Origin of the sequence: Lentisalinibacter salinarum (assembly GCF_040706555.1) — a bacterium.
GTDB classification, from domain to species: Bacteria; Pseudomonadota; Gammaproteobacteria; order Steroidobacterales; family Woeseiaceae; genus Lentisalinibacter; species Lentisalinibacter salinarum.
Genome location: NZ_JAPDRH010000004.1, coordinates 350,133 through 375,091, shown reverse-complemented (window position 1 = coordinate 375,091; position 24,959 = coordinate 350,133). Strand labels below are relative to the sequence as shown.

The following is a 24,959-nucleotide window of genomic DNA, read 5'->3' as shown; positions in this document are numbered from 1 at the left end:
AGACGGGAGTGCCTCAGTTCGGTGCCGGGTCGCGCCGCTGCAAGCCGTACATTCGCTTCATCGCCCGGGCCTGGAACAGCAATACCGAACCGAGCGTGACGGCGATTACGACTCCGATGATCGCGGCCATACGCGCGACCGGCGCGCCGTGCGCCATGCGCATCTGCACCAGCTCATAAAGCGTGTGCGCCCATTCGACCGCGCCCAGAACAAGTGCTGCCTGGACGACCCGGGCAACCCAGGCGCGGCGCACGAACAGAAGGCCGATGAGCGCCAGCGCTGTTGCAACGCCCGGTACGTTTCCGTAGCGCAGATAATGCGCACCAAGCACGGCCAGACTGAGAACGATGAGTGCAAGAAACAGTGCTTTCATATTCCTGTTGACGCCCTTTTATCGGTGATTGTCCGCGGTCCGACGCTCAAACGAATCCTGTTCACTCACGGCGAGCTGCAGACGGCGATGGCCGCATCAGGATGAAGGCCCCCGCCGCGCTCAGGACGACGAGCTGCACGGCTATGATCCACAACGGCGCGCCGACAAGCCACGTAATCACCGGCGTCAGCAACAACACAACGAGCGCGACCCGTTTTGTCTTCCGGTCGATGCTGCCGTCGCGGTGCCAGTTGTCGATCAAGGTCCCGAAGGAACGGTGCTCGCGCAACCAGCGGTCCAGGCGCTCTGATGAACGAGCGAACGCGAAGGCGGCGACGAGCAGGAACGGCGTCGTCGGCAACAACGGCAATACCACGCCGACGGCGCCGATGGCGAGCGACGCCAGCCCCGTCAGCAGCCAGAATATTCGGACTCCCTCTTTCACGATGGAAGTTCATCACATCAGGATCGGCACACTCAAGGTTCCCCCCCGCCGCAGAACGACTGGCTCGTTAAGCGCCAACCTGCCCGGGTACCCGCCACATGCGCCACAACGGCGGCGCGTCCTCAGCAAAGCGGAACTCCTCCGTCACCTCGAATCCGTGGCGCCGAAACCACAGCTTGCGCAGGTAGAAGTGGAATCCCCGATAGAGCATCTCCTCCCTCCGCTCCTCATCCGGGATCGTCCAGCACGTCGGAGGATCATCGTAGAACGCCCTGGCGAGCACCGCGGCGACCTGCCGCAACTCGCCCGCCCGGACCTTGCGCACCGTATGCAGCTCACGTTTCCAGGCCGCTTCGCTCGTGGGCCCCGCTCTCTGCCTGACACCCTTCATCGGCAGCCTCTCCCTCTCGAAGCCTCATACGAGTATGCCCGCGGCTGCGCTTTCATTCGAGATGTCAGCGCGAGGCCGCGCCCTTTCTCCGCAGGCACGGCGAGGGATCTCCGGACAGGCGACCATACCTCAGTTCTCCGAGACGAACTCGGCGATGGTATCGAACACGACCCGGATGCGCCGGCTCGTGTGCAACTCTCGATGGGTCACCAGCCACACCGGCACCTCGAGCGGCGGCAGTGACGGCAGCGCCTCTTCGAGCACCGGCCGCGTCGCCGCGATGTCGCGAGTGACGAATCCGAGACCGAGCCCGCGCTCGATGAGCGCAAGGATGACGCTGCCACTGGCGCTGTAGATCCTGAAGTGCCCGCGCGTAACGGGGATACCCATCGCGTTGTACGTCTCGACCAGCCGCGCCTGGTTTTCGAAGCCGATGAAGTCGGCGTCGGCCAGGTCGGCAGGTGCACTCGGGCGACCGATCCGGTCCAGGTAGTGGGCGGCGCCGAAAAGGTGAGCCGACGTCCGGCCGATGCGTTTGGCGATCAGGTCACCGTGTTCGGGCCGCGCGTGGCGGACGGCGATGTCTGCCTCGCGCCGGATGATATCCAGTGAAGCGTTGGCGGGGATGATCTCGATCTCGATGCCCGGTGCCCGCTCGCGTACGCGTTCGATGGCACCCGGCAGGTAGTGGATGGCGAACTGCTCGGTGGCCGTGATGCTGACGTGCCCGTCGATGAGCTCCGAGCGGCCCGTGGCCGCCAGCGACACTCGCGTGGCCGCATCACCCATCGCCCGCACATGTTCCAGCAGCGCCAGCCCTGACTCGGTCAGGTCCATCGAGCGGCGCCCGCGCTCGAACAGCGTTACGCCGAGTTCCGCTTCGAGCCCGGACACCTGCCTGCTCAGCGTGGGCTGCGTGAGGCCCAGGGCTCGGGCGGCCGCCGAGAGTGAACCCTCCTCGGCCGTCGCGAGGAATGCCCTCACGTGGTTCCAATCAAATGCCAACGCCTGCCAATTCATGCAGATACGTATACCAGATATCCGCGATTAGGGAATTCCCTCAACATATACGTATGGTTAGTATGCGCCCGTACGTTACCTGTTTCGCCAACAGGCCCGGTTTCTGCGAAAAAGCGTTGCCAGTATCGGACACAATGAACCCGCCGGCGTCCCCGGCCCGGAGAGCACACCATGAGTACCCCGCCAATAACCCGCCCGCATCCCGACTCCCGCTTCTGGAACTTCATCGCACCGCGCTATGCACGCAAGGCAGTTCCCGATCAGGCGGCCTACGAAACCAAGCTCGCCAGGACCGACGGCCATCTCGAGCCCCACGATCACGTACTGGAGATCGGCTGCGGCACCGGTACGACGGCGCTGCATCACGCACCGCGGGTCACCCATATGCTGGCCACCGATATCTCGCCGCGCATGATAGAGATCGCACGGCAGAAGGCCGAGGCAGCCGCCATCGACAACGTCAGCTTCGAGGTCTCGAGCATCGACGCCCTCGACACCAGCGCCCGCTACGATGTCATCCTTGCGCACAGCATCCTGCATCTCGTCGCCGACGTGCCGCGCACGCTGCGCCAGCTGCGGCGCATGCTGAAGCCCGGTGGTCTGCTGATCTCGAGTACACCGTGCATCGGCGACATCGCAGCCTGGTTCCGCTGGGTCGCGCCGGTGGGCCGCGCGCTGGGTGTGCTGCCGAGGATCAGCGTGTTCCGTGAACCGCAGTTCATGCATTGGATCGCCGATGCCGGCTTCCATGTCGAGGAGGTCTGGCAGCCCACTCCAAAGGCGAGCCATTACGTCGTGGCGCGATTGGAGAGTGAGGTCAGATAGACGTGCGTAGACTGCTCGGCACGGCGCGGCAGGCCGCCGACTGACAGTCGCTAACACGAATACCTCTCCTTCACGCGGCGACGGCTCCTAGTGCAGCGCCACCAGTTTATCCGCGACCTCGACGAGGCTTTCACCGGTGACGTCGGCGGGCAGGCAGCCGTCTCCGGGCTTCTGCTCGAGACGGGCACACAGCCGGCAAGGGTCAACGCCATGGCATCGCGTTGAAAGCGCATGAACCAGGGCCCGAGCAGGGCCGCCGGCTGGCCCACCTTTTCCAGCCATGCCCCCCCAGCGGATCGAGGTCGATCAATGTTTCCAGCACCTCGAACACCACTACGTCAGGTCGCTCCGGCATGTTGATTACCTCCTTCGCGCCGTGGTCAAGAGATAACCTCCTGCTCAGGCTATCCCGAGCTCCCGGCGCGAGTCCAAGGCAATCCGCAAGCTCCCTGAACAGTTGGAAGGGGTGTCGGAGACATGCTGGATGCTCTGGCAGGTTTGACGAGGACCCGGGGCAACCCTACCCTTTAGATACGAATGATTCGTATTATTGTTTATAGTACCAGTGCCCCGTGCAATCGTCCGCGGGACAGGACAACCAGACACCGAGGAACATCATGCAGATACGTCACTACCTGATCGCCGCACTCGTCGCCCTTCTCGTGGCAGCGCAGCCCTCCGCGCCCGCCCTCGCCCACGGCGAGGTAGACTCGCAACATCTGGCAGAATTCCACTTGCACCTGGACGACTACGAGGAAGAGATCGAAGCTTTGATTTCCGACGTTCGCAATATCGCAAGCGCACGGACCGGCGGCGGCAACGGCGGGCCGAGCGTGAACGAACTGATCGAGCATTGGGAAGAGGTGGCCGTGCATGCCGCCATCGAGACCAAGGCGACAGTGACCTACCCCGATATCTGGCAGGCACTCGTCGCCTTCAGGCAGGCCGTCGAGAAGGGTCGGCGCGTTGATGCGTTGACCGCCGCCGCGCAGGATCTCGAGGCGGCCCTGTGGCAGGGCTATGGCGCGCTGCGGCTCGCCGCTACCTACGCCGACGATAAGGCGGGCTAGGAGGCGAGCGCTCTGTTTTTCGCGACCTGCCCCATCCGACCGTCGGCAGGTCGTCCGTGATGGCCGACGAACGCGGTACCGCAATCGCGGCGACTGTCTTCGTCGTCCTGGCCGCTTTTTGCTGGGGGCTATCGGGCGGGATCGGCGGCATACTCATCGCCGAGGGCTGGGATGCGTACCTGGTCGCGTTCTACCGCGGCGTGATCGGCCTGCTGTTCGTGCTGGGCTGGCTCGCGGTGCATCCGCAGCGAACCGGCCTCTCTGACAAGTGGCTGTGGATCTGGTCGGCGGTCGCCGGCCTGGGCGTCGCCGGTAACTTCACCTTCTATTTCCTCAGTATCTCCCAGGGCAGCGTCGCGATCGCGGCCACGCTGATGTACTGCGCGCCGGTATTCGTCTTCCTGGTGTCCTTCGCGCTGAGGCTCGAGACACCCAGCGTGCGCAAGTGGATCGCCATCTCGCTGGTGATGGTCGGCATCGTCCTGCTCACGCGCGTCTACGATGCCGGCGCGGCCGACGTGACGCTCCTGGGCGTGGCAGCGGGACTGCTCGCCGGTGCGTGCTACGCCCTGTTCATCTTCGGCTTCAAGTACGCCGCACCGCACGGCAGCCCGCCGGCAATCCTCGCCATCGCCTTCGCGGTCCTTGCCACCGTCCTGATCTGGCCGAGTGCCGCCGGGCAGGTCACCGCCGTCCTGGCTGCGCCGGAGTTGCCGCTGTTCATCGCCCTCGGCGTGCTCGGCGCAGGGCTCTCGTTCATCCTCTATGTGGTCGGCCTGAGCGAGACGGCGCCGGCCGTCGCTGCCATCGTCGCGATGATCGAGCCGGTCACGGCATCGCTGTTCGGCGTGCTCGTGCTGAGCGAGAGCCTGACGGCCACGCAACTGATCGGCATGGCACTGATCCTTCTCACCGTGACGGCACTGAGCGTGCGCGCGAGTAACTGACCCGGAGCGCCGCCCGGCGGGCGCCGACTGTCGGCCTCTTACGCCGACAGTGCCAGCGGCGCCGTGCTGGAGGTCGCCGCGTCCGTATCGCCGCAGAACCCGGCGCCCTCGAACCAGCTGAGCCGACCCGCGAGTGCGGCCACCTCGCCCACGAACAGGATCGCGGGCGGTTGCACCTCGTGGCGCTCCGCGAGCGTCGCCAGCTCGGCCAGTGTCCCGCGCAGCACGCGCTGGCCCGGCAGGCTGCCGTTCTCCACCAGGGCGACCGGCGTCGTCGGCGCGCGCCCGTGCTGAAGGAGTCTCGAGCGGATCGCGCCCAGCCGCCCGACGCCCATGTAGAACGCCAGCGTCTGCCGGTCCCGGGCGAGGGATGCCCAGTCCAGCCGGTCTATGGAGTCCTTACCGTGGGCGGTGATCATGACCACCGACTGGGAATGTTCCCGGTGTGTCAGCGGGATGCCTGCATAGGCTCCGCAGGCCGCGGCAGCCGTGATGCCGGGGACCACCTCGAAGGGCAGGCCGGCCTCGACCAGCGCCTCGGCTTCCTCTCCTCCCCGGCCGAAGATGAACGGGTCTCCGCCTTTCAGACGGCACACCTTCCTGCCCTGCCCCACCAGCCGGACCAGCAGCGCGGAGATCTCTTCCTGGGTCACACAGTGGCCGCCGGGCATCTTGCCCACCGGAATGCGCTCGGCATCCCGCCGGGTGAGCTCGAGTACCTCCGGCGAGACCAGCCGATCGTAGAGGACGACGTCGGCCTGTTGCGCGACCTGCAGCGCACGCAGCGTCAGCAGGCCCGGATCGCCGGGCCCTGCGCCGACGAGCCAGGCGATGCCGGCCGCGGGCCGGTCGCGGCCGGCGGCCGCCGACGACAGCGTCTGTGCGATGAGGCGCTCGGCTTCCGCCGAACGTCCGGCCAGCGCCGCGTCCGATGCCGGTCCCGAGAAGACGCGCTCCCAGAATCGCCGTCTCGCCCCGCCGTCGCGCAGGCGGCCGGAGACACGTGATCGCCAGCGCCCTGCCAACGCGGCCAGCGCGCCCAGGCGTGCCGGCAGCAGCGTCTCGATCTTCTCGCGCAGTCGGCGCACGAGGACGGGAGCGGTACCGCCGGAAGAGATCGCTACCATGACGGGGGAGCGATCGACGATGGCAGGCATGATGAAGCGGCAGGATCCGGGATCGTCCACGACGTTGCAGGGCACCCCCCGGCCATCGGCGAGCTCGGCCACCCATCGATTCAGCGACCGGTCGGAAGTGGCAGCGATCACCAGCCGCTGACCGTCGAGGTGCGCCGGCTCGAATTCGCCGTCGACGTGCACCAGCGCCTCGTCCTGCCGTGCGCTGTCCAGCTCGGCCGCGAGTCTCGGCGCCACCACCGTTACCCGTGCGCCCGCAGCGGCCAGCAGACGGAACTTGCGACTGGCGGTCTCGCCCCCGCCCACGATGAGGCAGGGTACGTCGTGCAATCTCAGGAATACGGGGAGGAAATCCACTCGTCGCTCGCGTCTCGCAATACGTCCCGACTATAGCGAGCGAATGCGTGCGTCAGAAATAATGAAAGGGTCTGGAAACATGCCGAGCCGTTATAACGCAGCCAAGACCGAGCCCGTATCATTCTGCCGCAGGGAGACGCTGATGGATGTGGAGACGACAGAGGGCAATCGATGACACTGCGACAGCTGCGCTACCTGCTGGCCATTGTCGACAACGGCCTGAACATCACGGCCGCCTCCGAGAAGCTCTACACGTCGCAGCCGGGCGTGAGCAAGCAGATCCGACTGCTGGAAGAGGAGCTCGATCTGCGGCTGTTCGAGCGCAAGGGGCGGAGTCTCGCGAACGTGACCCCGGCGGGCGAAGAGGTGGTCGCGCGGGCGCGCACCGTCCTGCAGGAGATCGACAACATCCGGACGCTCGCGCTGAATACACGGCACGAAGCGGACGGCACGCTGGCGATCGGCACCACCCACACCCAGGCGCGCTACGTGCTCCCCGACGTGATCGCACGCTTCCGCGAGCACTATCCCAACGTCGCACTCGAACTCCATCAGGGCACCTCCGAGCAGCTCGCCGACATGGTGGAGGCACACCAGATCGATTTCGCCATCGCGACCGGCGGCCGGGACCTGTTCGCGGACCTGGTGATGCTGCCCTGCTATCGCTGGGACCGCACGATTCTCGTGCCGCGCGACCATGAACTCGCGCGGCTCGACGGTCCACTGACCATCGAGGCCCTGGCACGCCATCCGCTGGTCACCTACGTGTTCAGCTTCAGCGGCGAGTCATCGCTGAAGAAAGCGTTCGCCGCCGAGGGCCTCAAGCCCGACGTCGTCTTCACCGCCCGCGACGCGGATGTCATCAAGACCTACGTGCGGATGGGAATGGGCGTGGGTATCGTCGCGAGCATGGCGCACGACTGCGGCGAGGACCTGGTGGCCATCGATGCCGAGGGTCTTTTTCCCCGCTCCACCACCTGGATCGGCTTCCGTCGGGACACCGTGCTGAGACGCTATATGAGCCACTTCATGGAACTGTTCGCGCCGCACCTGACCGACGCGCTCGTACAGCGCTGCCTCGCCGCCTCGGATCAATCCGAGGTGGATGCGATCTTCCGCGACGTCGACCTGCCGCTGCGCGGCGGCTGCGGCGGACCGCCCGAGGACTGACTCAGCCCGTCTTGCCGAAGTCCATCTCGTGCAGACCGCACTCGCGTTTCAGGCCGAAGAATCGCGTGGCGGCGGCATCCTCGACTTCGTGCAGCGGCCGGGTGGTGTAGATGTCGCCGATGGAGACGTAGCCCTGCTCCCACAGCGGATGGTAGGGCAGCCGATGGCGGCTCAGGTAGCGGTGGATGTCCCGATCCGTCCAGTCGATGATGGGATGCAGCTTCCAGCGTTCACCGTCTCCGGAGACCACCGGCAGGCTGCCGCGGGAGTCCGACTGCTGGCGCCTGAGGCCTGCGATCCAGGTGCCGGCGCCGAGTTCCGCGAGCGCCCGCTCCATCGGCTCCACCTTGTTCTGCCGGTTGTATTCATCGATGCCGCTCGCACCCTGCTCCCAGCGGCGGCCGTAGCGCGCTTCCTGCCAGGCGGCGCTCAGCGCCGGACGATAGACGTGCAGGCGCAGGGATAGGCGCTCGACCAGTTCGTCGACGAAGCGGTAGGTCTCGGGGAAGAGATAACCCGTGTCGATGAGTATGACCGGGATGTCGGGATCGATGCGGGTGGCGAGGTGAAGGCTGACCGCCGCCTGGGCGCCGAAACTCGAGCTCAGCACGTGGCTGCCGGGCAGATACTCCAGCGCCCATTCGATGCGCTGCGCGGCCGCCAGCGGCGCGAGCCTCGCGCTCGCCGCCTCGGCGGCGAGCCGGCGGCTGTCGTCCTCGCCGAGCGCTCTCATGCCACCCTGCTCTCGCCCGCGCGGAAATCAGGCCCCGAGGTGACGGCCCGAATCACACCGGCGCGCACCAGGAAGTCCCCGAAGCGCTCTCCGCTGTCTCGCTCCGCGGCATAGCGGCCGAAGAGACCGTCCAGCTCTGCCAGGATGGTCTCTTCGTCGATGTTCTCTCGGTGCAGCCGGTTCAGCCGCTCGCCGCTGAAGCCGGCGCCCAGATACAGGTTGTAGCGCCCCGGGGCCTTGCCAACGAGGCCGATCTCGGCCAGATACGGGCGCGCGCAGCCGTTCGGGCAGCCGGTCATCCGGATCACGATCGGCTCGCCGTCGAGTCCGTGTGCCGCCAGCCGTTGGTCCAGCCGCCCCACCAGGTCCGGCAGATAGCGCTCGCTCTCTGCCATGGCGAGCGCGCAGGTGGGCAGTCCCACGCAGGCCAGGCTGTGGCTGCGCAGGGCCGACGGGGAGCCGGCCCCATCGACACCGTGCCGTCGCAGGATCTCCGACACCCGTTCCCGGTCGTCGTCGTCGAGTCCGCTCAGTGCCACGTTCTGATTCGGCGTGAGAATAAACCGGCCCCGACCGAGAGCCGCCACCTCGCGCAACGCTGTCATCAGCGATACCGATTCCCGGTCGGCAACCCGCCCGTTCTCGATGAAGAGCGTGCGATGCCACAGCCCGTCGTCGCCCTCGATCCAGCCGTAGCGGTCGCCGGTAGTGGTGAAGCGGAACGGCCGCGCCGGCGCGAGCCCGAGACCGGCTCGGCGCTCCACCTCGGCGCGGAACCAGTCGACGCCGCGGTCCTCGATGGTGTACTTGAGCCGCGCGTGCTTGCGATTGGTCCGGTCGCCGAAGTCCCGCTGGGTGGTAACCACCGCCTCGGAGACCGCGATCACCTGCTCCGGCGTGCAGTAGCCGATGACGTCGCCGAGGCGCGGCCAGGTATCGGGCTCTCCGTGTGTCGTGCCCATGCCACCGCCGACCACCACGTTGAAGCCGGCCAGCTCGCCGTCTTCCTCGATGGCGATGAAGCCGAGGTCCTGGGAATACACGTCGATGTCGTTTTCCGGCGGCACCACGAAGCCCATCTTGAACTTGCGCGGCAGATAAGTGGCGCCGTAGATCGGTTCTTGCTCGTCCCGGTCAGCGTCGAGTTTCTCGCCGTCCAGCCAGATCTCGTGATAAGCGCGGGTCGCCGGCGTCAGGTGGGCGCTGACCGCGTCGGCGAGTTCGGCCACCTGCGCATGCAGCGCCGAGCGCCACGGGTTCACCCCCGCCATCACATTGCGATTCACGTCGCCGCACGCGGCGAGCGTATCCAGCAGGCAGTCGTTGATGCCGCGGATGGTCGCGCGCAGCCAGGTCTTGATGACGCCGTGGAACTGGAACGCCTGGCGTGTCGTGAGACGCAGGGTGCCATTGGCGTGGGTCTGCGCGAGGTCGTCCATGGCGAGCCACTGGGCGGGCGTGCAGACGCCGCCGGGCACCCGGGCCCGGATCATGAACGAGTAGGCGGGTTCCAGCCGCTGGCGCCGCCGCTCGCTGCGCACGTCCCGGTCGTCCTGCTGGTAGATGCCGTGGAACTTGGACAGCTGGGTGTCGTCGTCGGCGATCGCGCCGGTCAGCCGGTCCTCCAGGCTCTGCTCGAGAGTGCCCCGCAGGTGACGGCTGCCCGCCTTGATTCTCTCGACGTCGCTCGGTGTGCCGCTCATCCTGCCTCCTCAGTAGACGTCGCGCTGATAACGGCCGGCGCGGCGCAGTTCCTTCAGGTACTCGCCGGCCTGCTCCGGGGAGCGTCCTCCGGCCTCGGCGATCACGTCGATCAGCGCGGCATGGACGTCCGCAGCCATGCGCGTAGCGTCGCCACACACGTAGACGTGAGCGCCCTCCTCCAGCCAGGCATACAGATCCCGCGCGTGCTCACGCAGCCGGTGCTGGACGTAGACCTTGTCCGCCTGATCCCGCGAGAACGCGACGTCCATGCGGTCCAGCACGCCGCGCTTGCGGAATCGAGCCCATTCGATCTGGTACAGGAAGTCGCTGGCGAAACGGCGGTCGCCGAAAAACAGCCAGTTTCGCCCGTCGGCACCGAGGGCCTCGCGGTGTTCGAGGAAGGCCCGGAACGGTGCCACGCCGGTGCCGGGGCCGATCATGACGACGGGCGCAGAGCCGTCCGCCGGCAGGCGGAATCGTGGGTTGGGCTCGATGCGCGCCTCCAGCGTCTCGCCGATCTCCAGCGCCGCGAGTGCCGTCGACGCGGAACCGTAGTGCCGCCGGCCCCAGGCGTCGTACTCCACGGCCGCGACCGTCAGGTGCACCTCGTCCGGGTTCGCGAGCGGACTGGACGCGATCGAATAGAGCCGCGGCTTGAATCCCCGCAGGCAGGCGACGAGCTCGTCCGCCGACAGCGCCGCCGGGTGGTCGTGGAGCACGTCGATCACCTGGCGGTCGGCGAGATAGGCCGCGATTTCCTTGCGGCGTCCGTCCGCGAGCAATTCGGCCAGCGAGGCTGCACCGCTTGCCGGCGCGTAGCGTTCAAGGAAGCTGGCGCTCGCCTTGGTGACCTCGAAATCGGCAGCGAGCGCGTCAGCGAGCCTGCGGCCATCGCTGAGCGTGCTGCCGCCATCGAGCCCGACGGCCTCGAGCACGGCTTCCACGACGGCGGGCGGGTTGCGCGTGACCAACGCCAGCGAGTCGCCCGGCTCGTACGCGAGGCCCTCGGCGGCGAACTCGACATGATGGACTCGCTTGTCGGAATCACGGCCCGTGATGCGCTGATTAGTGACCACCTCCGCCATGATCGGGCCGGGCGCAACGCCCGGCGGCGGCTCGGACGGCACGGCGTGCAGCCGCGGCGCCGGCGTCACTGCGCTCAGTCGCTCCCGGGCCGCATCGAGTACGGCTTCGCTCCAGCTCGCCGCCGGGTCCTCGTAATCCACGTCGCAGTCCACCCGCTCCCCGAAACGGCTAGCACCGAGTGCGGCCAGTCGTTCGTCGAAATCCCGACCCGTCCGGCAGAACTCGGCATAGCTCGAGTCGCCGAGTGCCAGCACGCTGTACCGCAGGGATCCGAGCTGCGGTGCTTTCGGGCCGAAGAGAAATTCGTGCAGCATCTCCGCATCGTCAGGCGGATCGCCCTCGCCGTGGGTACTGACCACCACGGCCAGCAACGTCTCACGCCGCAGCTCGGCCGGGCGGTACTCCGCCATGCTGACGGCCCGCGACGCCAGGCCGCGACCAGCCGCCTCGGCCTGCATCGCTTCGGCGATGCGCCGTCCGTTACCGGTCTGGGAGCCGTAGAGAATGGTCAGGCGCTCCCGGGCGTCAGGCCCGGCGCTGACCGGCGGGGCCGAGGCAGGATCCGACGCGCGACCGGCGGCGGCAAGCCCCGCCAGATAACCGCTCGCCCAGGTCAGTTGCGCATCCGAAAGGTCGGCCACCGCGGCTTGCAGCCTTTCGCGACGATCTTCCGTCAGTGGCGGCTGTATTCGATCTGCTGCCCGATCTGCTGAGACTCCGGTCATTGGCTCCCGCCTCCTGTTGACGCTCTTGCCCGACGGCCAGCCTGGCCAACCGAGAGTGCACAATAAGGAGTCTCCGCAACCCCGGGAACGTATTTGTTGTTATCGCGTTATATCGCGAAGCGCATATGCCTCGGCCAGACGACCGATAGCCTCGATTCTGCGGGCCGTCCGCGGAGAATCCCGCACTTTTCTGTTACGAGAGGGTTACCGGAGACATGCCGAGACAGGCTGACAACCCCAAAAACAGGAGGTTGCCGAGCCCCGCGGTATACCCCCATTTCCGGGACCGGAGAACTGGACTATTCTCGGGTCGAAATACCGGCGGAATGGCAATGAAGAACCAGAATACAGAGAGCGTGAACGGAGCCGGATCGGGCGAATCCTTTGACTCGGCGCTCTCCCCGGTCGACCTCGTTGACCAGATCCAGCGCAGGGCTTTCCGCGAGCGATTCAACCGGGCGCCCGGCCAGGCTTATCCGTCCCTCGACACCGTGCGACGGGCTATTACGGAATCGGACTAGCTCGAAGATTCGCCGATTCCGGCGAGCACCGCCACGCCGATAGCGATGAACACGGCGGCGGCGATTACGTTAATGAGACGCATCGGCAGACGGTCGGCGCTGAAGTGCCCCAGCAGCACCACCGGAACATTGGCCGCCAGCATGCCGATCGTCGTCCCGGCCACGACCAGCCACACCGCCTCGAATTGCGCGGCGAGCACCACGGTCGCAATCTGCGTCTTGTCGCCGATTTCAACCAGGAAGAAGGCGATCAGCGTCGTCAGGAAGGCGCCGTAGGGGTATCGTGCGGCCGCGTCGTCCTCGCTGTCGGGGATGAGGACCCACAGCCCCATCAGGATGAACGCGCCGGCGATCAGCCATCGGCCGATGTCCGGCGGCAGCCAGTCGGCGATCAGCGCACCGATCTCGGCGGCCACCCAGTGATTGGCGATCGTCGCCAGCAGGATGCCGGCGATGATGGGCACGGGCTTGCGGAATCGGGCGGCGAGGACGAGCGCGAGCAGCTGCGTCCTGTCGCCGATCTCCGCCAGCGCCACCGAGAAGGTAGATATGAGGAGAGCTTCCACGCAGGCGTCTCTGAAATCGGGCGTGTATCTTAGCGATCGTGAGAAGACTCGGCCATGGCCGGGGCCGCCTTTCGGACGCCGGCGGAATCAGATCCGCCAAGGTGGGAACCGGCGATTCTCGCCAGCGAACATCAGGCAGACCACGTTCCCGGCGGGGTCGGTGAGGCGCGCCTCTCGCCACCCCCAGCGCTGATCTGTCGGCGCCGTGTCGAAGCTCACGCCCCGCTCTTCCAGCTCCCGGACGTGCCGGTCCAGCGCCTCGGCGGAATCGTGGTCGAAGTAGATCACGGTGCCCGCGCCGGACGCCGGACCGCCGGCTTCTTCGACCGTGTGCAGCGACAGCGTGGCACCGTCGCCGTTCGCGCTCTCGAAGCGCGCGTAGCGTGGCGGCGAGTCGACGATCTGGACGAGTCCGAGCGCCCGGTAGAAGGCGACGGATTCGGCATAATCCACGCAGGGGATGGTGATCTGGTTGAGCCTCATGTCCCGCCCTCCGTCACAGCTGGACCGTGCAGGCAATAGCATAGCGCGGAGTTGCACAGCCGGGCGTGAGCGTAGACCCTGTCCGTGTCTGGGGCACCCCGGTCGGAGACGATGAGCGACTGCTGCTGCGGAAACACGATCGAGACGGCGGCCCTGCAGCGCCGGCAGCGCCGCGTGCTGGCCGCCGTGCTCGCGACCAACGTCGCCACCTTCGTGATGATGGTGGCGGCCGCCGTCCTCAGCGGATCGTCCGCCCTGCTCTCCGGCATGCTGGACAACCTGGGCGACGCGGTGACCTACGGGCTCAGTTTCGCGGTGGTGGGCGCCTCGGCGAGGGCCAAGGCGAAGGTGGCCCTGTTCAAGGGCCTGCTGATCACCGCCGCCGCCCTGGCCGTAGCCGGGCAGATCGGCTGGAGCCTGTTCCATCCGGGCGTGCCGGTGGTCGAGACGATGACCCTGGCCGCGGTGCTCAATCTCGGCGCCAACATGCTCTGCCTCGCCCTGCTGACACCGCTGCGCGACACCGATATCAACATGGCGTCCGTCTGGGAATGCTCGCGCAACGACATCTTCGACGGCGTGGCGGTAATCGCCGCGGCGGGCGCCGTCTGGGTGTTCCAGTCCGGCTGGCCGGACCTGCTGATCGCCGTCGCCCTGCTGGTGCTATTCCTGCGCTCGGCGCTGCGGGTCGTGCGCAACGCGCTGGCCGAACTCCGCCACCCGGGGTCTCAGCCGTCCGTCTGACGCCGGCCCTTGTATCGGGGCGCGCCGGGATCGATCATACGGACACATTCCTCGACGGTGACCGCTCATGGCCATCAGCGTATTCGACCTGTTCAAGATCGGCATCGGCCCTTCCAGCTCCCACACAGTGGGGCCGATGAAGGCGGCCGGCCAGTTCGTCGCGCGCCTGCGCGAGGCGGACGCGTTCGACCGTGCGGCCCGGCTCCGCGTGGAACTCTACGGCTCGCTCGGCGCCACCGGCCGGGGTCACGGCTCCGACAAGGCGGTCATCCTCGGGCTCGAGGGCGAGAACCCGGAGGACGTGGACGTCGAGTCCATCCCGGAGCGGGTAGAGCGCGTTCGCGAGGGCGGGCGGCTCCGACTCGGCGGCGAGCGGGAGATCGGCTTTGATCACCGCGAAGACCTGACCTTCGACCGGCGCCAGAAGCTGCCCCACCATCCCAATGGCATGCGTTTCACGGCGCTCGACGAGGCCGGCGAGACGCTGCTGGAGGCCGCGTTCTACTCGGTCGGCGGCGGCTTCGTGGTGGACGAGGAGGACGCCGAGCACGGGCCGATCAAGAAGGACGACACAGAGCTGCCCTACCCCTTCACCACCGCCGTCGAACTCCTCGGCCACAGCAAACGCACCGGGTTCGCGATCAGCGACATCATGCTGGAGAACGAGACCGCCTGGCTGACGCCGGCGGAGACCCGCGAACGGCTGCTGAAGATCTGGCGCGTGATGGACGAGTGCATCGACCGCGGCTGCGCCACCGAGGGCACCCTGCCCGGCCTGAAGGTGGAGCGGCGTGCCGCCGCGCTGCACGCCCAGCTCTCGTCACAGGCGGAGCGCTCGCTGAGCGACCCCCTGACCGTAATGGACTGGGTGGATCTCTACGCGCTGGCCGTGAACGAGGAGAACGCCGCCGGCGGCCGGGTGGTCACGGCGCCGACCAACGGCGCGGCCGGCATCATCCCGGCGGTGCTGCGCTATTTCGTGCGCTTTCGTGGCGCGGACGAGGACGACATCGTGCGCTTCCTGCTGACCGCCGGCGCCATCGGCGTGCTGTTCAAGGAGAACGCCTCCATCAGCGGCGCCGAGGTCGGCTGCCAGGGCGAGGTGGGCTCCGCCTGTTCCATGGCGGCCGGCGCGCTGGCCGAGGGCCTGGGCGGCACGCCGGAGCAGGCGGAGAACGCGGCCGAGATCGGCATGGAACACAACCTGGGCCTCACCTGCGACCCCATCGCGGGCCTGGTTCAGATCCCCTGCATCGAACGGAATGCCATGGCCGCCATCAAGGCCATCAACGCGGCACGACTCGCGCTGAGGGGCAGCGGCCAGCACTTCGTCTCCCTGGACAAGGTGATCAAGACCATGCGCGACACCGGCCGGGACATGAAGACCAAATACAAGGAGACCGCCCGCGGCGGTCTCGCTGTGAATGTGATCGAAGTGCCGGTGAACGTGATCGAGTGTTGAAATTCGGGATCGGGCCTGAAGGCCCTCCTGCATCAATTTCGTCGCAGGAGGGGCTTCAGCCCCGATTCCCCAATCCCGATTCCGTATCGGGCCTGAAGGCCCTTCTACATCAGATTTCCGGGTCGTAGTCCTCCGGTACCGGCGCCTTGTCCGTCGGCGTCACGCCCTGCACGTCCTCCGTGGGCAGGTCCTTCGTCGACGGTGCCTCGGGCGCGCGCATCCGCAGCGCCGCTGCCTGGGCCTGGCGGCTGTAATCCATGGACTCGGCCAGGATGCGCGCGGCCTCCTGATCGGCGTGGAAGCCCTTGGAGTTCTCGCTGCTGATGTAGTCGAGGCGCCACATGGCCTTGCGCTGCAGGTCGTAGACGGGCTGCAGGTCGGCCTCGCTGGCGCCGGTGGCCTTGGCCTCCATGATCGCATCCAGCATGTCGGTCATCGCCTGGCCGGCGCGCTCGGTCATGGCCACGGTGCGGGACTGGATCGCCTCCACCCGAGCCCGCAGCTCGTCCTCCGGCACGTTATGACAGGTCTGGCACGCGCTGTTCACGAATTCCATCGGACTCTGCACGTTGTGGTTACTCACCTTCATGGCGCCTTCGCGCTCGTAGGGCATGTGACAGTCGGCACAGCTGACGCCGCTCCGCGCGTGGATGCCCTGGCTCCAGAGCTCGAACTCGGGGTGCTGCACCTTGAACACCTCGGCGCCGGTCTCGCCGTGCTTGTAGTCGTAGAATTCGCTGCCGTCCGGGAACTTCATCTCGTCCCAGAAGCGCTCCGCATCGTCGGCGGTCAGGCCGTTGCCCCACGGAAACGTCAGCGTCGTCTTGTTGGCGCAGTAGTACTCCACATGACACTGGCCGCAGGTGAATGACCGCATCTCCTGGCGGGTGGCGTATTTGTTCGGGTCGTAGGGCTCGCTGCGGTTGCCGGCGCGCCACTGCTCGATGCTTGGCAGATGCGGCGCCGGCGCGTCGCTCGCCGCCAGGTCGGCGATGCCCTGCATGAAGCCCGGCCGGGTGACGCGGATGCTCATGTCGTCCGGGCTGTGACAGTCGATGCAGGTCACCGGGTGGGCCTCACCGACCATCGCGTGTCCTTCGGCAACCTCCTCGCCGGCATACTCGCCCGTGAAGCCGCCGGTCGGCGCCTGGGGAAACACCGGCTCGTTCTCGCCGGGAGTCCCGTCCGGTGTGGCGTAGAGGACCTCGAGCACCTCCGCATACGGCATCGTACTCAGCTCCTCGAAGCCTCTGCGGACGGCCGGCATGTTGAATTCGGCGGCCAGCTTCTCCTCGGTCACCTCCTCGCCCATCGCCTCCAGTCCGACCATGCGATACAGGACGGTCGTGGAGGCATGGCAATGCAGGCACGCGCCCGCCTGCGGCTTCTTGGTCACCCGCTCCGTCACGCCCTGGTCGTAGAGCATATAGGCGTGGCCGCGGGCCTCGCGGTAGTCGATGCTGAACGCGTAGCCGGCGTACAGCCGCTTCAGCCACGGGTGGGAATCGAGTTTGCTCTCCGGCATGGCGCTGCTGCCGCCGTAGAACTCGTCGCCAGCCGTGGACTTCCAGCCGTCGAACTGGCGCGGCCAGTTCTTGCCCCAGGGCTCGGGGTCGGTGGTGATCTCGCTGACCTCCACCACGCGCACGAACGGCTGTTTGGCGTCCTGCTTGTGGGCGAACATGGTGATCAGCACGTAGGTCACGCCGGCCGTGGCCGCCACTGCGACCAGGAAGACGACGGCGAGCAGCACCGCGGCACCCCGCTGACTCCCTCCCCCGGTCCGGCCGAACAGGACCGGGCGTTGTCGCAACATGTTTCTCATCATCGATCTCCCTGGGTATCTCGCGTAGGTATCCCGCGTAGGTCAGCGCCGGCCCGAGTGGCCGACGTCGCTGTGACAATGGACGCAATTCTGTACTTCGCCGCCGTGCTCGACGGGCAGCATGGAATCCACCAGATCGCCGTGGCAGTGCAGGCACGCCTGCTGGGTCACGCGCCGGTTCCGCGGCTTGATCCGGATGGGCTCGTGAAAGTTGCCGGTGGTGAAAGCCAGAGCGTGGAAGAAGCCGTTATCCGCCTTGGTCAGCCACTTGCCGATGAAATCGTGCCGCAGATGACAATCGCCGCAGGCTGCGACGTCCCGGTGGCTGGACGTGACCCAGGAGTCGAAGTGGCCCTGCATGATGTGGCAGTTCGCACAGGCTTTCGGGTCGTTGGTGAGGTACGAGAAACCGTTGCCGTATCCGATGGTGAACGCGCCCAGGCCGCCGAGCACACCGACCGCTATCGCGACCGCGAAGGAAAGTATCCGGACACTGCGGCTCGTGCGGGTTTTCATTCTTCGTCCTATATGGCTCTTCGAGTCATTCCGGCGGCAGTCACTCGCAGTGGCGCGAGTCAACTGGCCCCGAAACTCGGCGCCACCATTTCTCGTTACACCCCTACGGAGATTGCGCTTGCGGCCGTGTGCAGTTTAACACTCGAAGAATAATAGGAACGGAGCAGCCCGCATTGATCAATGTCAAGACGTGCGAAAAGCGGGGACAGTCGGCTCTGTCCGGGGTCGAGCCGACTGTCCCCTGCAACCTCAGTAAACGTCCTCCACCGTATTGTGGACGTTGAACTTGCCCGTCGGGGTCACGATGTCCGGACCCTTGATGACCGACTTCAGCGTCCGGGTCTTGTCGTCCACCACCACGATGGCCGATTCCTCCTCCTTGCCGCTCCAGACCGAGAACCAGACCTCGTCGCCGGCCACGTTGTACTCCGGCTGGACGATGCGCTTCGGCCCGGGCCCGAGATCGGCCCATTCGGCGATCGGCAGCACCTCGTAGCCGGCATCGAGGTCGTTGATGTCGAAGACGGCCACGCTCTGGGCGACGCCTTCCTCGGGGTTCAGCGGGGTATCCACCCACAGGTTGTCGGATTCCGGATGGGTCTTGACGAACAGCGAGCCGCCGCCCTGCCCCTCCAGCACCCGCACGGCCTTCCAGGCATGGTCCGGATGGCCCTCCGGGTCAGTGCCGATGAAGGTGATGTTGCTGTTGCCCAGCGCACTCGTCACCCACACGGGACCGTACTCCGGGTCGACCAGGTTGGCGCCGCGGCCCGGATGGGGGATCTTGGTCACGTCCACCAGCGCCTCGAGTTCCTGATCCTGCGAGTCGACCACCGCGATCTTGTCGGACTGGTTCGCCGCCGTCAGGAAGTAGCGTCGGGTGCTGTCCCAGCCGCCGTCGTGCAGGAACCGCGCCGCGGAGATGTCGGTCACCGTCAGGTTCTCGATGTCCGCGTAGTTGACCAGCAGGATGTGGCCGGTCTCCTTCACGTTGACGATGAACTCCGGGTGCTTGTGGGAGGCGACGATGGCCGCCACCCGCGGCTCCGGATGGTACTCCTGGGTGTCTACCGTCATGCCCCGGGTGGAGACCACCTTCAGCGGCTCCAGCGTGTCGCCCTTCATGATGACGTACTGGGGCGGCCAGTAGGCGCCGGCGATGGCGTACTTATCCTCGTAGCCCGGGTACTTCGACGTCTCCACGGAGCGGGCCTCGAGCCCGATCTTGATCTCGGAGACCACCTGGGGCGGATCCATCCACAGGTCGATCATGTCGATGCGCGCATCCCGGCCGATGGTGTAGATATAGCGGCCGGAGGCCGAAGGCCGCGAGATGTGTACCGCGTAGCCCGTCGGCACGATCGAGACCACCTCCTTGGTGTCGCCGTCGATGATGGCCACCTGGCCCGCGTCGCGCAGGGTGACGGCGAAGAAGTTCGCCGTGTTGCGGTCGTGCTGAGGCTCGGTCGGACGCTCTTCCGGCGGCACCTTCACCTCCCAGGTCTCCTTCATCTTCGCCAGCCCGAATTCGGGCGGCTCCGGCGGCTCCTGCTGCAGGAAGCGGGCCATCATGTCGATCTCCGCCTCGGTGAGCTCGCCGGACGTGCCCCAGTTCGGCATGCCGGCGGGCGAGCCGTAGGTGATGAGCGCCTTCAGATACTCCGTGCCCTTGTCCCGGGTGATGTCCGGGGTCAGGGGCTTGCCGGTGGCGCCCTTGCGCAGCACGCCGTGACAGCCGGCGCAGCGTTCGAAATACAGCCGCGTCGCCGTCTTGTATTCCGCCTGGCTCAGCGCCGGACCCTCGGGCTCCATGCGCTGGCGGACGTCTTCCGAGTCGACCGGCGTCGGAGTACCCTGATAGCGCATCTCGCCCTCGCTGGCGCCCGGATGGCGCTCGCCGGTCGCCCGATCCTCGGCGACGGTGCCCGTGCGCACCGCGGCCACCTCGTCCGCGCTGAAGGCCGAGGCCTCGTTGCCCCAGGTATTGGTCACGTAGGTCAGGATGGCGGCCACCTCCTCGTTGTCCAGGTGGCCCATCGGCGGCATCACGGCATTGAATTGCTGATCGTTCACCGTGATCGGTCCCGTCAGCCCCAGGATCACCGTCTCGATCGCCCGGGTCCGGCTCTCCATCAGGTAGTCGGAGCCCGCGAGCGGAGGGAACGCGCCCGGCAAGCCCTGTCCCGTCGGCTGGTGGCAGCCGGCGCAGTGGGTGCGATACAGCGTCTCGCCGGTGTTCATGAGTTCCGCGATGGCATCGGTGGCCGTCTCGGCGCGGTGGACCTCCGCGTCCTGGGCCGACGGATCGGCCGACAGGCCGGCCGTCAGTCCGAGGGCCATGACGGCGCCGGACAGCAGCCAGGGGGCTGAGCGTCTTAGTCTCTCCTGCTTGGTCATCTGTCTTCTCCTTGACGGTCGTCGGGGACTGACTACCAGTCCCACTGCAGACCGATCGAGTAATGCCGCCCCGGTTGCGCGAGCATCGGCAACACGGGGTCGTCGGGGGTGAGGCCGCTCACGTCGGCCCAGCGCCAGTAGCACCGGTCGGTCAGATTGCCGATGCCGAGCGTCAGCGTGAGGTGATCGCCGACCAGGCGGGTCGCGTAGAGATCCACCACGCCGTAGCCGGCGGGCTCGAAGCGCTCTCCGCCGGTCTCGTCCTGCCGGGACCAGCCGTCCGTGAGGGTGAGGACCGCGCGCAGACCGGTGCGATCGTCGTCCGAGCGCCAGCGCGCCCCGAGCACGGCCTGGGCCGGGCCCACGCTGCCGAGAGGCTCACCGGTGATCCGGTTCTCGCCCTCCGCGAGGTAGGCCGCGGCCTCCAGCGTCAGGCCGCGCAGGCGCCCGGCCGGGCGCACCGAGCCGCGCGCCTCGACGCCGCGGATCCTGGCCCGATCGATATTCCGGGACTGGAACAGCAGCCGACCGCTTGCGGGGTCCAAACCGATACGCGCCTTCGTCTCGATGAAATCGTCGTAATCGGTCTGGAACGCGGCCAATGCCAGCCGGGCGCGCCGGCCTTCCCAGCGCAACCCGGCCTCCCAGCCGTCGGAGGTCTCGGACCGGAGGTCCGGGTTGGGCAGCGCCCGGATGTTGAACAGCGGGATGTCGAGGCCGATGTTCGCGTCTTCGAACGGCGGCGCGCGGAAGCCCCGGGCGTACTGCAGGAACAGGTCGGTGCCGGCCCCGGCGCGATAAACGATGCCGATCTTCGGCGAGACGTCGGAGACCGAGACGGCCACCGGCTCGACGGCCGGGTTGTCTTCCCGGTAGACGGAATCCGGCTCCGGATCGAGGCGGTTCTCGTCGTAGCGCAGGGCGGCGGACAGCGTCAGCGGGCCTCTCGTCACCTGATCCGACAGCCACAGCCCCAGCTCCCGGGTGACGGTCACCGGGAAGTCACGCAGCGGGAATTCTTCCCCGAGTATGCGCCGGCTGACCGAACCGTCGACGAGGCTCTGCGCGACGCCGTCGCGCATCTCGGTCGTCTCGCGCTCGGTCCACTCCGCGCCGAAGCCCAGGCGATGGGACCAGCCGCCCGCGTCCAGCTCCCGCCACAGATTGAGTTCGCCGCCGAGGAGTCGTTGCTCGTAATCGAACTCGCGCGCCAGCCGCACCGGTGCAGCGGCGGCGGCCCGTTCGTCGACGGTATCCTGATGCACGTCGGCGGCCGCGTGGAACACCCGCAGCAGTGCCTCGTCCAGCCAGGGCAGCGGCCGGGGCAGGCGATACTCGCCGCTGGCCAGAGTGAACACCGAGCGGTCGTCGCCCGTGAGCGACGTCGTGGTGGCAAAACGTCCGTCGCCGAGGACCGAGCGGATGTCGCTGGTCACGTCCCCGCTCTGCCGGAGCAGTGTCAGACGCCACTCGCGGCCGGCACCGGTGCTGCCGGCCAGGCCGACCAGCCCGGCATCGCGGCGCCAGTCCCGTTCGTCGGCAGCACCCTCGGCCGCGGCCGACTCCATCGCACCGCCCTCGCGGTGAGCGCCGGCCACCGACAGGGCGAGACCGCCGTCGGCGCGCGCCCAGTGCAGCCCGCCGGTCAGATGAGAACTGTCGTCGCGGCCGTGGCGAACGAAGCCCGCATCGCCCGCCGTGGCGGCGTCGAGATCGGCCGCGAGCGCGCCTCGGGTGCGCACCACCACCACGCCGCCCAGCGCGGAACTGCCATAGAGCGCCGAGGCGGGACCGCGCAGGATCTCCACACGTCCGACCAGCGCCGGATCGATGAAGTCCCGGGTCGCGTGCGAGAAATTGCCGATGGCGAACTGCTCGGATACCGGCACGCCGTCGATCTCCAGCGCGACCCGGTTACCACCGATCCCGCGTATCGATACGCCTTCGGCACCGAAGCGTGACCCCGCACCCTCGTGGCTGACGCCGGGCACGAAGCGGAACATATCGGGCAGCGTGGCGGTCAGCGTCTCCTCGAGGTCCTCACGCGTGAGCGCCGTCACGTCCGCCGCGACGTCCCGCAACGGCGTGCGGTACTTCGTGGCGACCACCACGATCTCTTCGAGCGGCGTGCCGTCGGCAGGGGACTCGTCGGCGGGTGGCGCAGCCCTAGCCGTGCCGGCTGATGCGAGAGCCATCGCCAGTAACAGCGCGGTGGCAGCCGCGGTGAGGATCAGTGCAGTGCGTCGATCGTCCATGGCTGCAGACTAGACCCGCTGCGCCGCGGCCTCCTTGACCCAGGTCAAGGCGGATGCCCGACCGGCGCCGCATAGTGCGCCCATGCACGGAGAGACCCTCATCGAACGCTGCCCCCGGCCCGGGCCGTCCACCGGCGTGCAGGCGTGCCACTTCTTCCCCGCGCCGACCACGTTCCGCAAGCCGTTCGGGGAAGCCGAGTTCGTCGACGCCGCCAGGCGCAGCAATTCCGTGCCCATCCCCCATCCCCTGGCACTGGAGATCTGCGCGCCCCGCGGGTTGCGGCTGATCCACGGCGTGCCGGCGGCGTATTCGAGAGCCGCCGGCGAATTGTACGTCGAGCGTCTGCTCCGCCAGATCGAGCGCATCGCCCCGCTGTTCGACCGGGACCGGGACGTGGTGCAGCTGGTGCTGGAGCATTTCAGCGGCCTGCTCGACGTCGCCCACGTGCTGCAGGTGGTCGAGAGCCTCGGCCGACAGTTCCATTTCTCGCGCGACCCAGCCCGGGAGTTCCGGGTGGCGTTCGGCGGTGCGCCACCGGCCGCTGCCGAGGTAAGGCGCTTCGCCGCGGCGGGGCTGAACCGGGCCTCGCTCTCCGTGACGGTGCCGGGCCGGCGCTCCGCGGCGCTACGCTCCCGCAGCATCGAGCCGGTGCTCCAGGCGGTGTCCGCGTGCCGGGAAGCTGGCCTGCGCAGCACCGGGCTCACGCTGCGTTTCGACTACGCTGCCTACGACGAGCAGATGGCGGCGGATGCCATCGCCGCCCTCGTCGCGGACCGGCCGGAACGGATCGCGCTGACCGGCCGCTCGCTGGGCGCCGTCGCCGCGGCGGCTCATCACGCGCTCACCGACTGCGGCTACCGCCTGATCGGTCCGGACGAGTACGCCCTGCCCGAAGATGACCTGACCATCGCCGCCGCGACGGGCACGCTCGGCATCGGCCCCAGCGGCTACTGCGCGGCGGGCGACTGCGACGTCATCGGCTTCGGCGCGGGCGCGCTCAGCCGGATAGGCGACGTGTGGTGCCGGAATCTCTCCGAGGTTGGGGCCTGGGAGAGCGCAATCGACGCCGAGCGCCTGCCGCTGTGCTGCGGCCACGCGCTCGATCCGGACGAACGACTGCGGGCCGACATCGTCCGCGACCTGCTGTGCCGCCGCAGGCTCGACATCCGGGCCGTCGAGCGCCGTTGGCAGGTGGACTTCGCCGCGCACTTCGCCGGAGCGCTCGCGAGACTGCGCCGCCACGAGGAACTGGGCCGGCTCGCCATCGGGCCCGACGAGATGCGAATCCTTTCGCGGGACAGCGACGCTATCCGTATAATCGCGATGTGCTTCACGCCCGATTACCAGAAACCCGGCCAGGACCCCGGCGCCGCCGGACGACATCCCGTCCCTTCAGGCCGGCACTGACCCCGGTTGCTGTCCCGCGCCGCGGTGGAGCCACACCATGACCGGTGAGGCGGGCGCACTGGAGCGCCGCGCCGGCATCCTCGCGGACGACGGCGACGAGCTGCATTTCTGCAGCACCTGCGCTTTCTCCTCGGCCTGCCTGGAGAGCGGCTACGACAAGTCTCGCCTGCAGGAACTCCACGTGCTGGTCGAGCACGTCGGACCCTATCGGGAGGGCGAGCACATCTTCCGCGAGGGCGACGAGTTCAACGCGATTGCAGCCGTGCGCGCCGGCACGGTGAAGACCTACGTGACGGACCTGGCCGGCCGCGAACAGATCCAGGGATTCTTCCTTCCCGGCGAGGTCATCGGGCTGAACGCCATCTCGCAGTCCCGCTACCCGTGTAATGCGGTGGCACTGGATACGGTGCTGCTCTGCCGCTTCTCCTTCCCGCGCATGGCGACGCTGGCCACGCGCATGCCCGGGCTGCAGCAGCAGCTCTTCCGGCTGCTGAGCGAGGACATCGGCAAGGCCACGCTGCTGGCCGGCGATTTCACCGCAGAGGAGCGCATGGCGGCGTTCCTGCTGGTGCTGTCCCGCCGCTATGCGGACCGCGGCCTGTCGCCCACCCGCATGCGGCTCACGATGGCGCGTACCGACATCGCCAACTACCTGCGTCTGGCCGCGGAGACCGTGAGCCGCATCCTGAAGCGCTTCCAGGAGAACGGCCTCATCCGCGTGGATCGCCGCGAGGTCGAACTGCTGGACCTGGCCGGGCTGAACGAGCTGGCGCAGAACGTCCTCAGAAACTGACCGTCCA

22 protein-coding genes and 1 pseudogene are annotated in these 24,959 nt (G+C 67.6%); 8 read left to right on the top strand and 15 right to left on the bottom strand.

The genetic code is table 11. The annotated features are described in order from the left end of the window. Window positions 1–13: 13 nt before the first annotated feature. The 4 genes from ACJMKZ_RS17255 to ACJMKZ_RS17240 all read right to left on the bottom strand — a co-directional run bounded on the left by ACJMKZ_RS17255 (window position 14) and on the right by ACJMKZ_RS17240 (window position 2,193). Window positions 14–373 (bottom strand): hypothetical protein, encoded by a 360-nt coding sequence (locus ACJMKZ_RS17255; RefSeq protein ID WP_405234461.1) that lies wholly within the window; start codon window positions 371–373, stop codon window positions 14–16. A 61-nt stretch (window positions 374–434) separates the two neighbouring features. Next, on the bottom strand, window positions 435–818 hold the full coding sequence (locus ACJMKZ_RS17250; RefSeq protein ID WP_405234460.1) for a YbaN family protein: 384 nt from the start codon (window positions 816–818) through the stop codon (window positions 435–437). Between the two features lie 67 nt (window positions 819–885). Continuing rightward, on the bottom strand, window positions 886–1,209 hold the full coding sequence (locus ACJMKZ_RS17245) for a hypothetical protein (protein WP_405234459.1): 324 nt from the start codon (window positions 1,207–1,209) through the stop codon (window positions 886–888). A 129-nt stretch (window positions 1,210–1,338) separates the two neighbouring features. Further along, entirely contained in the window at window positions 1,339–2,193 is an 855-nt protein-coding gene (locus tag ACJMKZ_RS17240) for a LysR family transcriptional regulator (protein WP_405234458.1), read from the bottom strand. 207 nt (window positions 2,194–2,400) lie between these two features. Here ACJMKZ_RS17240 and ACJMKZ_RS17235 point away from each other — a divergent pair, with 207 nt between their 5' ends. Further along, a complete protein-coding gene (locus tag ACJMKZ_RS17235) occupies window positions 2,401–3,054 on the top strand; it encodes a class I SAM-dependent methyltransferase (protein ID WP_405234457.1) in 654 nt (217 codons plus the stop codon). A 191-nt stretch (window positions 3,055–3,245) separates the two neighbouring features. On the opposite strand, the pseudogene ACJMKZ_RS17230 reads toward ACJMKZ_RS17235, so the two are convergent. After that, a pseudogene (locus ACJMKZ_RS17230) lies at window positions 3,246–3,409 on the bottom strand (haloacid dehalogenase); the annotation flags it as partial. Window positions 3,410–3,671: 262 nt separating this feature from the next. Here ACJMKZ_RS17230 and ACJMKZ_RS17225 point away from each other — a divergent pair. Continuing rightward, window positions 3,672–4,124, top strand: coding sequence for a hypothetical protein (locus ACJMKZ_RS17225; protein WP_405234456.1), 453 nt, complete (start codon window positions 3,672–3,674; stop codon window positions 4,122–4,124). Between the two features lie 59 nt (window positions 4,125–4,183). Beyond that, window positions 4,184–5,071 carry a DMT family transporter gene (locus tag ACJMKZ_RS17220; protein ID WP_405234455.1) on the top strand — a complete coding sequence of 296 codons (888 nt, stop codon included), beginning with the start codon at window positions 4,184–4,186 and terminating at the stop codon, window positions 5,069–5,071. 38 nt (window positions 5,072–5,109) lie between these two features. On the opposite strand, the gene cysG is transcribed toward ACJMKZ_RS17220, so the two are convergent. Further along, window positions 5,110–6,564, bottom strand: coding sequence for a siroheme synthase CysG (gene cysG, locus ACJMKZ_RS17215; RefSeq protein ID WP_405234454.1), 1,455 nt, complete (start codon window positions 6,562–6,564; stop codon window positions 5,110–5,112). Between the two features lie 171 nt (window positions 6,565–6,735). Here cysG and cysB point away from each other — a divergent pair, with 171 nt between their 5' ends. After that, on the top strand, window positions 6,736–7,734 hold the full coding sequence (cysB, locus tag ACJMKZ_RS17210; RefSeq protein ID WP_405234453.1) for an HTH-type transcriptional regulator CysB: 999 nt from the start codon (window positions 6,736–6,738) through the stop codon (window positions 7,732–7,734). A gap of 1 nt (window position 7,735) precedes the next feature. Here the strand turns inward: cysB and ACJMKZ_RS17205 are convergent, their stop codons facing one another. From ACJMKZ_RS17205 to ACJMKZ_RS17185, 5 genes are all read right to left on the bottom strand, one after another. Continuing rightward, window positions 7,736–8,467, bottom strand: coding sequence for a phosphoadenylyl-sulfate reductase (locus ACJMKZ_RS17205; protein WP_405234452.1), 732 nt, complete (start codon window positions 8,465–8,467; stop codon window positions 7,736–7,738). Next, a complete protein-coding gene (cysI, locus tag ACJMKZ_RS17200; protein ID WP_405234451.1) occupies window positions 8,464–10,170 on the bottom strand; it encodes an assimilatory sulfite reductase (NADPH) hemoprotein subunit in 1,707 nt (568 codons plus the stop codon). Before cysI ends, ACJMKZ_RS17205 begins: the two co-directional genes overlap by 4 nt. A 9-nt stretch (window positions 10,171–10,179) precedes the next feature. Beyond that, window positions 10,180–11,982 carry an assimilatory sulfite reductase (NADPH) flavoprotein subunit gene (locus ACJMKZ_RS17195; protein ID WP_405234450.1) on the bottom strand — a complete coding sequence of 601 codons (1,803 nt, stop codon included), beginning with the start codon at window positions 11,980–11,982 and terminating at the stop codon, window positions 10,180–10,182. 517 nt (window positions 11,983–12,499) lie between these two features. Then, the gene (locus ACJMKZ_RS17190) at window positions 12,500–13,069 is read right to left on the bottom strand and encodes a TMEM165/GDT1 family protein (RefSeq protein ID WP_405234449.1); all 570 of its coding nucleotides are present in this window, start codon (window positions 13,067–13,069) and stop codon (window positions 12,500–12,502) included. Window positions 13,070–13,156: 87 nt separating this feature from the next. Continuing rightward, the gene (locus ACJMKZ_RS17185) at window positions 13,157–13,552 is read right to left on the bottom strand and encodes a VOC family protein (protein WP_405234448.1); all 396 of its coding nucleotides are present in this window, start codon (window positions 13,550–13,552) and stop codon (window positions 13,157–13,159) included. A 111-nt stretch (window positions 13,553–13,663) separates the two neighbouring features. Here ACJMKZ_RS17185 and ACJMKZ_RS17180 point away from each other — a divergent pair, with 111 nt between their 5' ends. Beyond that, window positions 13,664–14,296 carry a cation transporter gene (locus tag ACJMKZ_RS17180; RefSeq protein WP_405234447.1) on the top strand — a complete coding sequence of 211 codons (633 nt, stop codon included), beginning with the start codon at window positions 13,664–13,666 and terminating at the stop codon, window positions 14,294–14,296. A 67-nt stretch (window positions 14,297–14,363) separates the two neighbouring features. Further along, window positions 14,364–15,758 (top strand): L-serine ammonia-lyase, encoded by a 1,395-nt coding sequence (locus ACJMKZ_RS17175; RefSeq protein ID WP_405234446.1) that lies wholly within the window; start codon window positions 14,364–14,366, stop codon window positions 15,756–15,758. 109 nt (window positions 15,759–15,867) lie between these two features. Here the strand turns inward: ACJMKZ_RS17175 and ACJMKZ_RS17170 are convergent, their stop codons facing one another. The 4 genes from ACJMKZ_RS17170 to ACJMKZ_RS17155 form a co-directional block, all read right to left on the bottom strand. Continuing rightward, entirely contained in the window at window positions 15,868–17,574 is a 1,707-nt protein-coding gene (locus ACJMKZ_RS17170; RefSeq protein WP_405234445.1) for an ammonia-forming cytochrome c nitrite reductase subunit c552, read from the bottom strand. Window positions 17,575–17,625: 51 nt separating this feature from the next. Next, window positions 17,626–18,099, bottom strand: a complete 474-nt coding sequence (gene nrfH, locus ACJMKZ_RS17165) for a cytochrome c nitrite reductase small subunit (protein ID WP_405234444.1) — start codon at window positions 18,097–18,099, stop codon at window positions 17,626–17,628. Window positions 18,100–18,348: 249 nt separating this feature from the next. Next, complete coding sequence (locus ACJMKZ_RS17160; protein ID WP_405234443.1) at window positions 18,349–20,496, bottom strand: cytochrome D1 domain-containing protein; 2,148 nt, start codon at window positions 20,494–20,496, stop codon at window positions 18,349–18,351. A 32-nt stretch (window positions 20,497–20,528) separates the two neighbouring features. Then, window positions 20,529–22,751, bottom strand: coding sequence for a TonB-dependent receptor domain-containing protein (locus tag ACJMKZ_RS17155; protein WP_405234442.1), 2,223 nt, complete (start codon window positions 22,749–22,751; stop codon window positions 20,529–20,531). Window positions 22,752–22,833: 82 nt separating this feature from the next. Here ACJMKZ_RS17155 and ACJMKZ_RS17150 point away from each other — a divergent pair, with 82 nt between their 5' ends. Further along, window positions 22,834–24,159 carry an oxygen-independent coproporphyrinogen III oxidase gene (locus ACJMKZ_RS17150; RefSeq protein WP_405234441.1) on the top strand — a complete coding sequence of 442 codons (1,326 nt, stop codon included), beginning with the start codon at window positions 22,834–22,836 and terminating at the stop codon, window positions 24,157–24,159. 37 nt (window positions 24,160–24,196) lie between these two features. Further along, a complete protein-coding gene (locus tag ACJMKZ_RS17145) occupies window positions 24,197–24,952 on the top strand; it encodes a helix-turn-helix domain-containing protein (RefSeq protein ID WP_405234440.1) in 756 nt (251 codons plus the stop codon). Window positions 24,953–24,959: the final 7 nt, after the last annotated feature.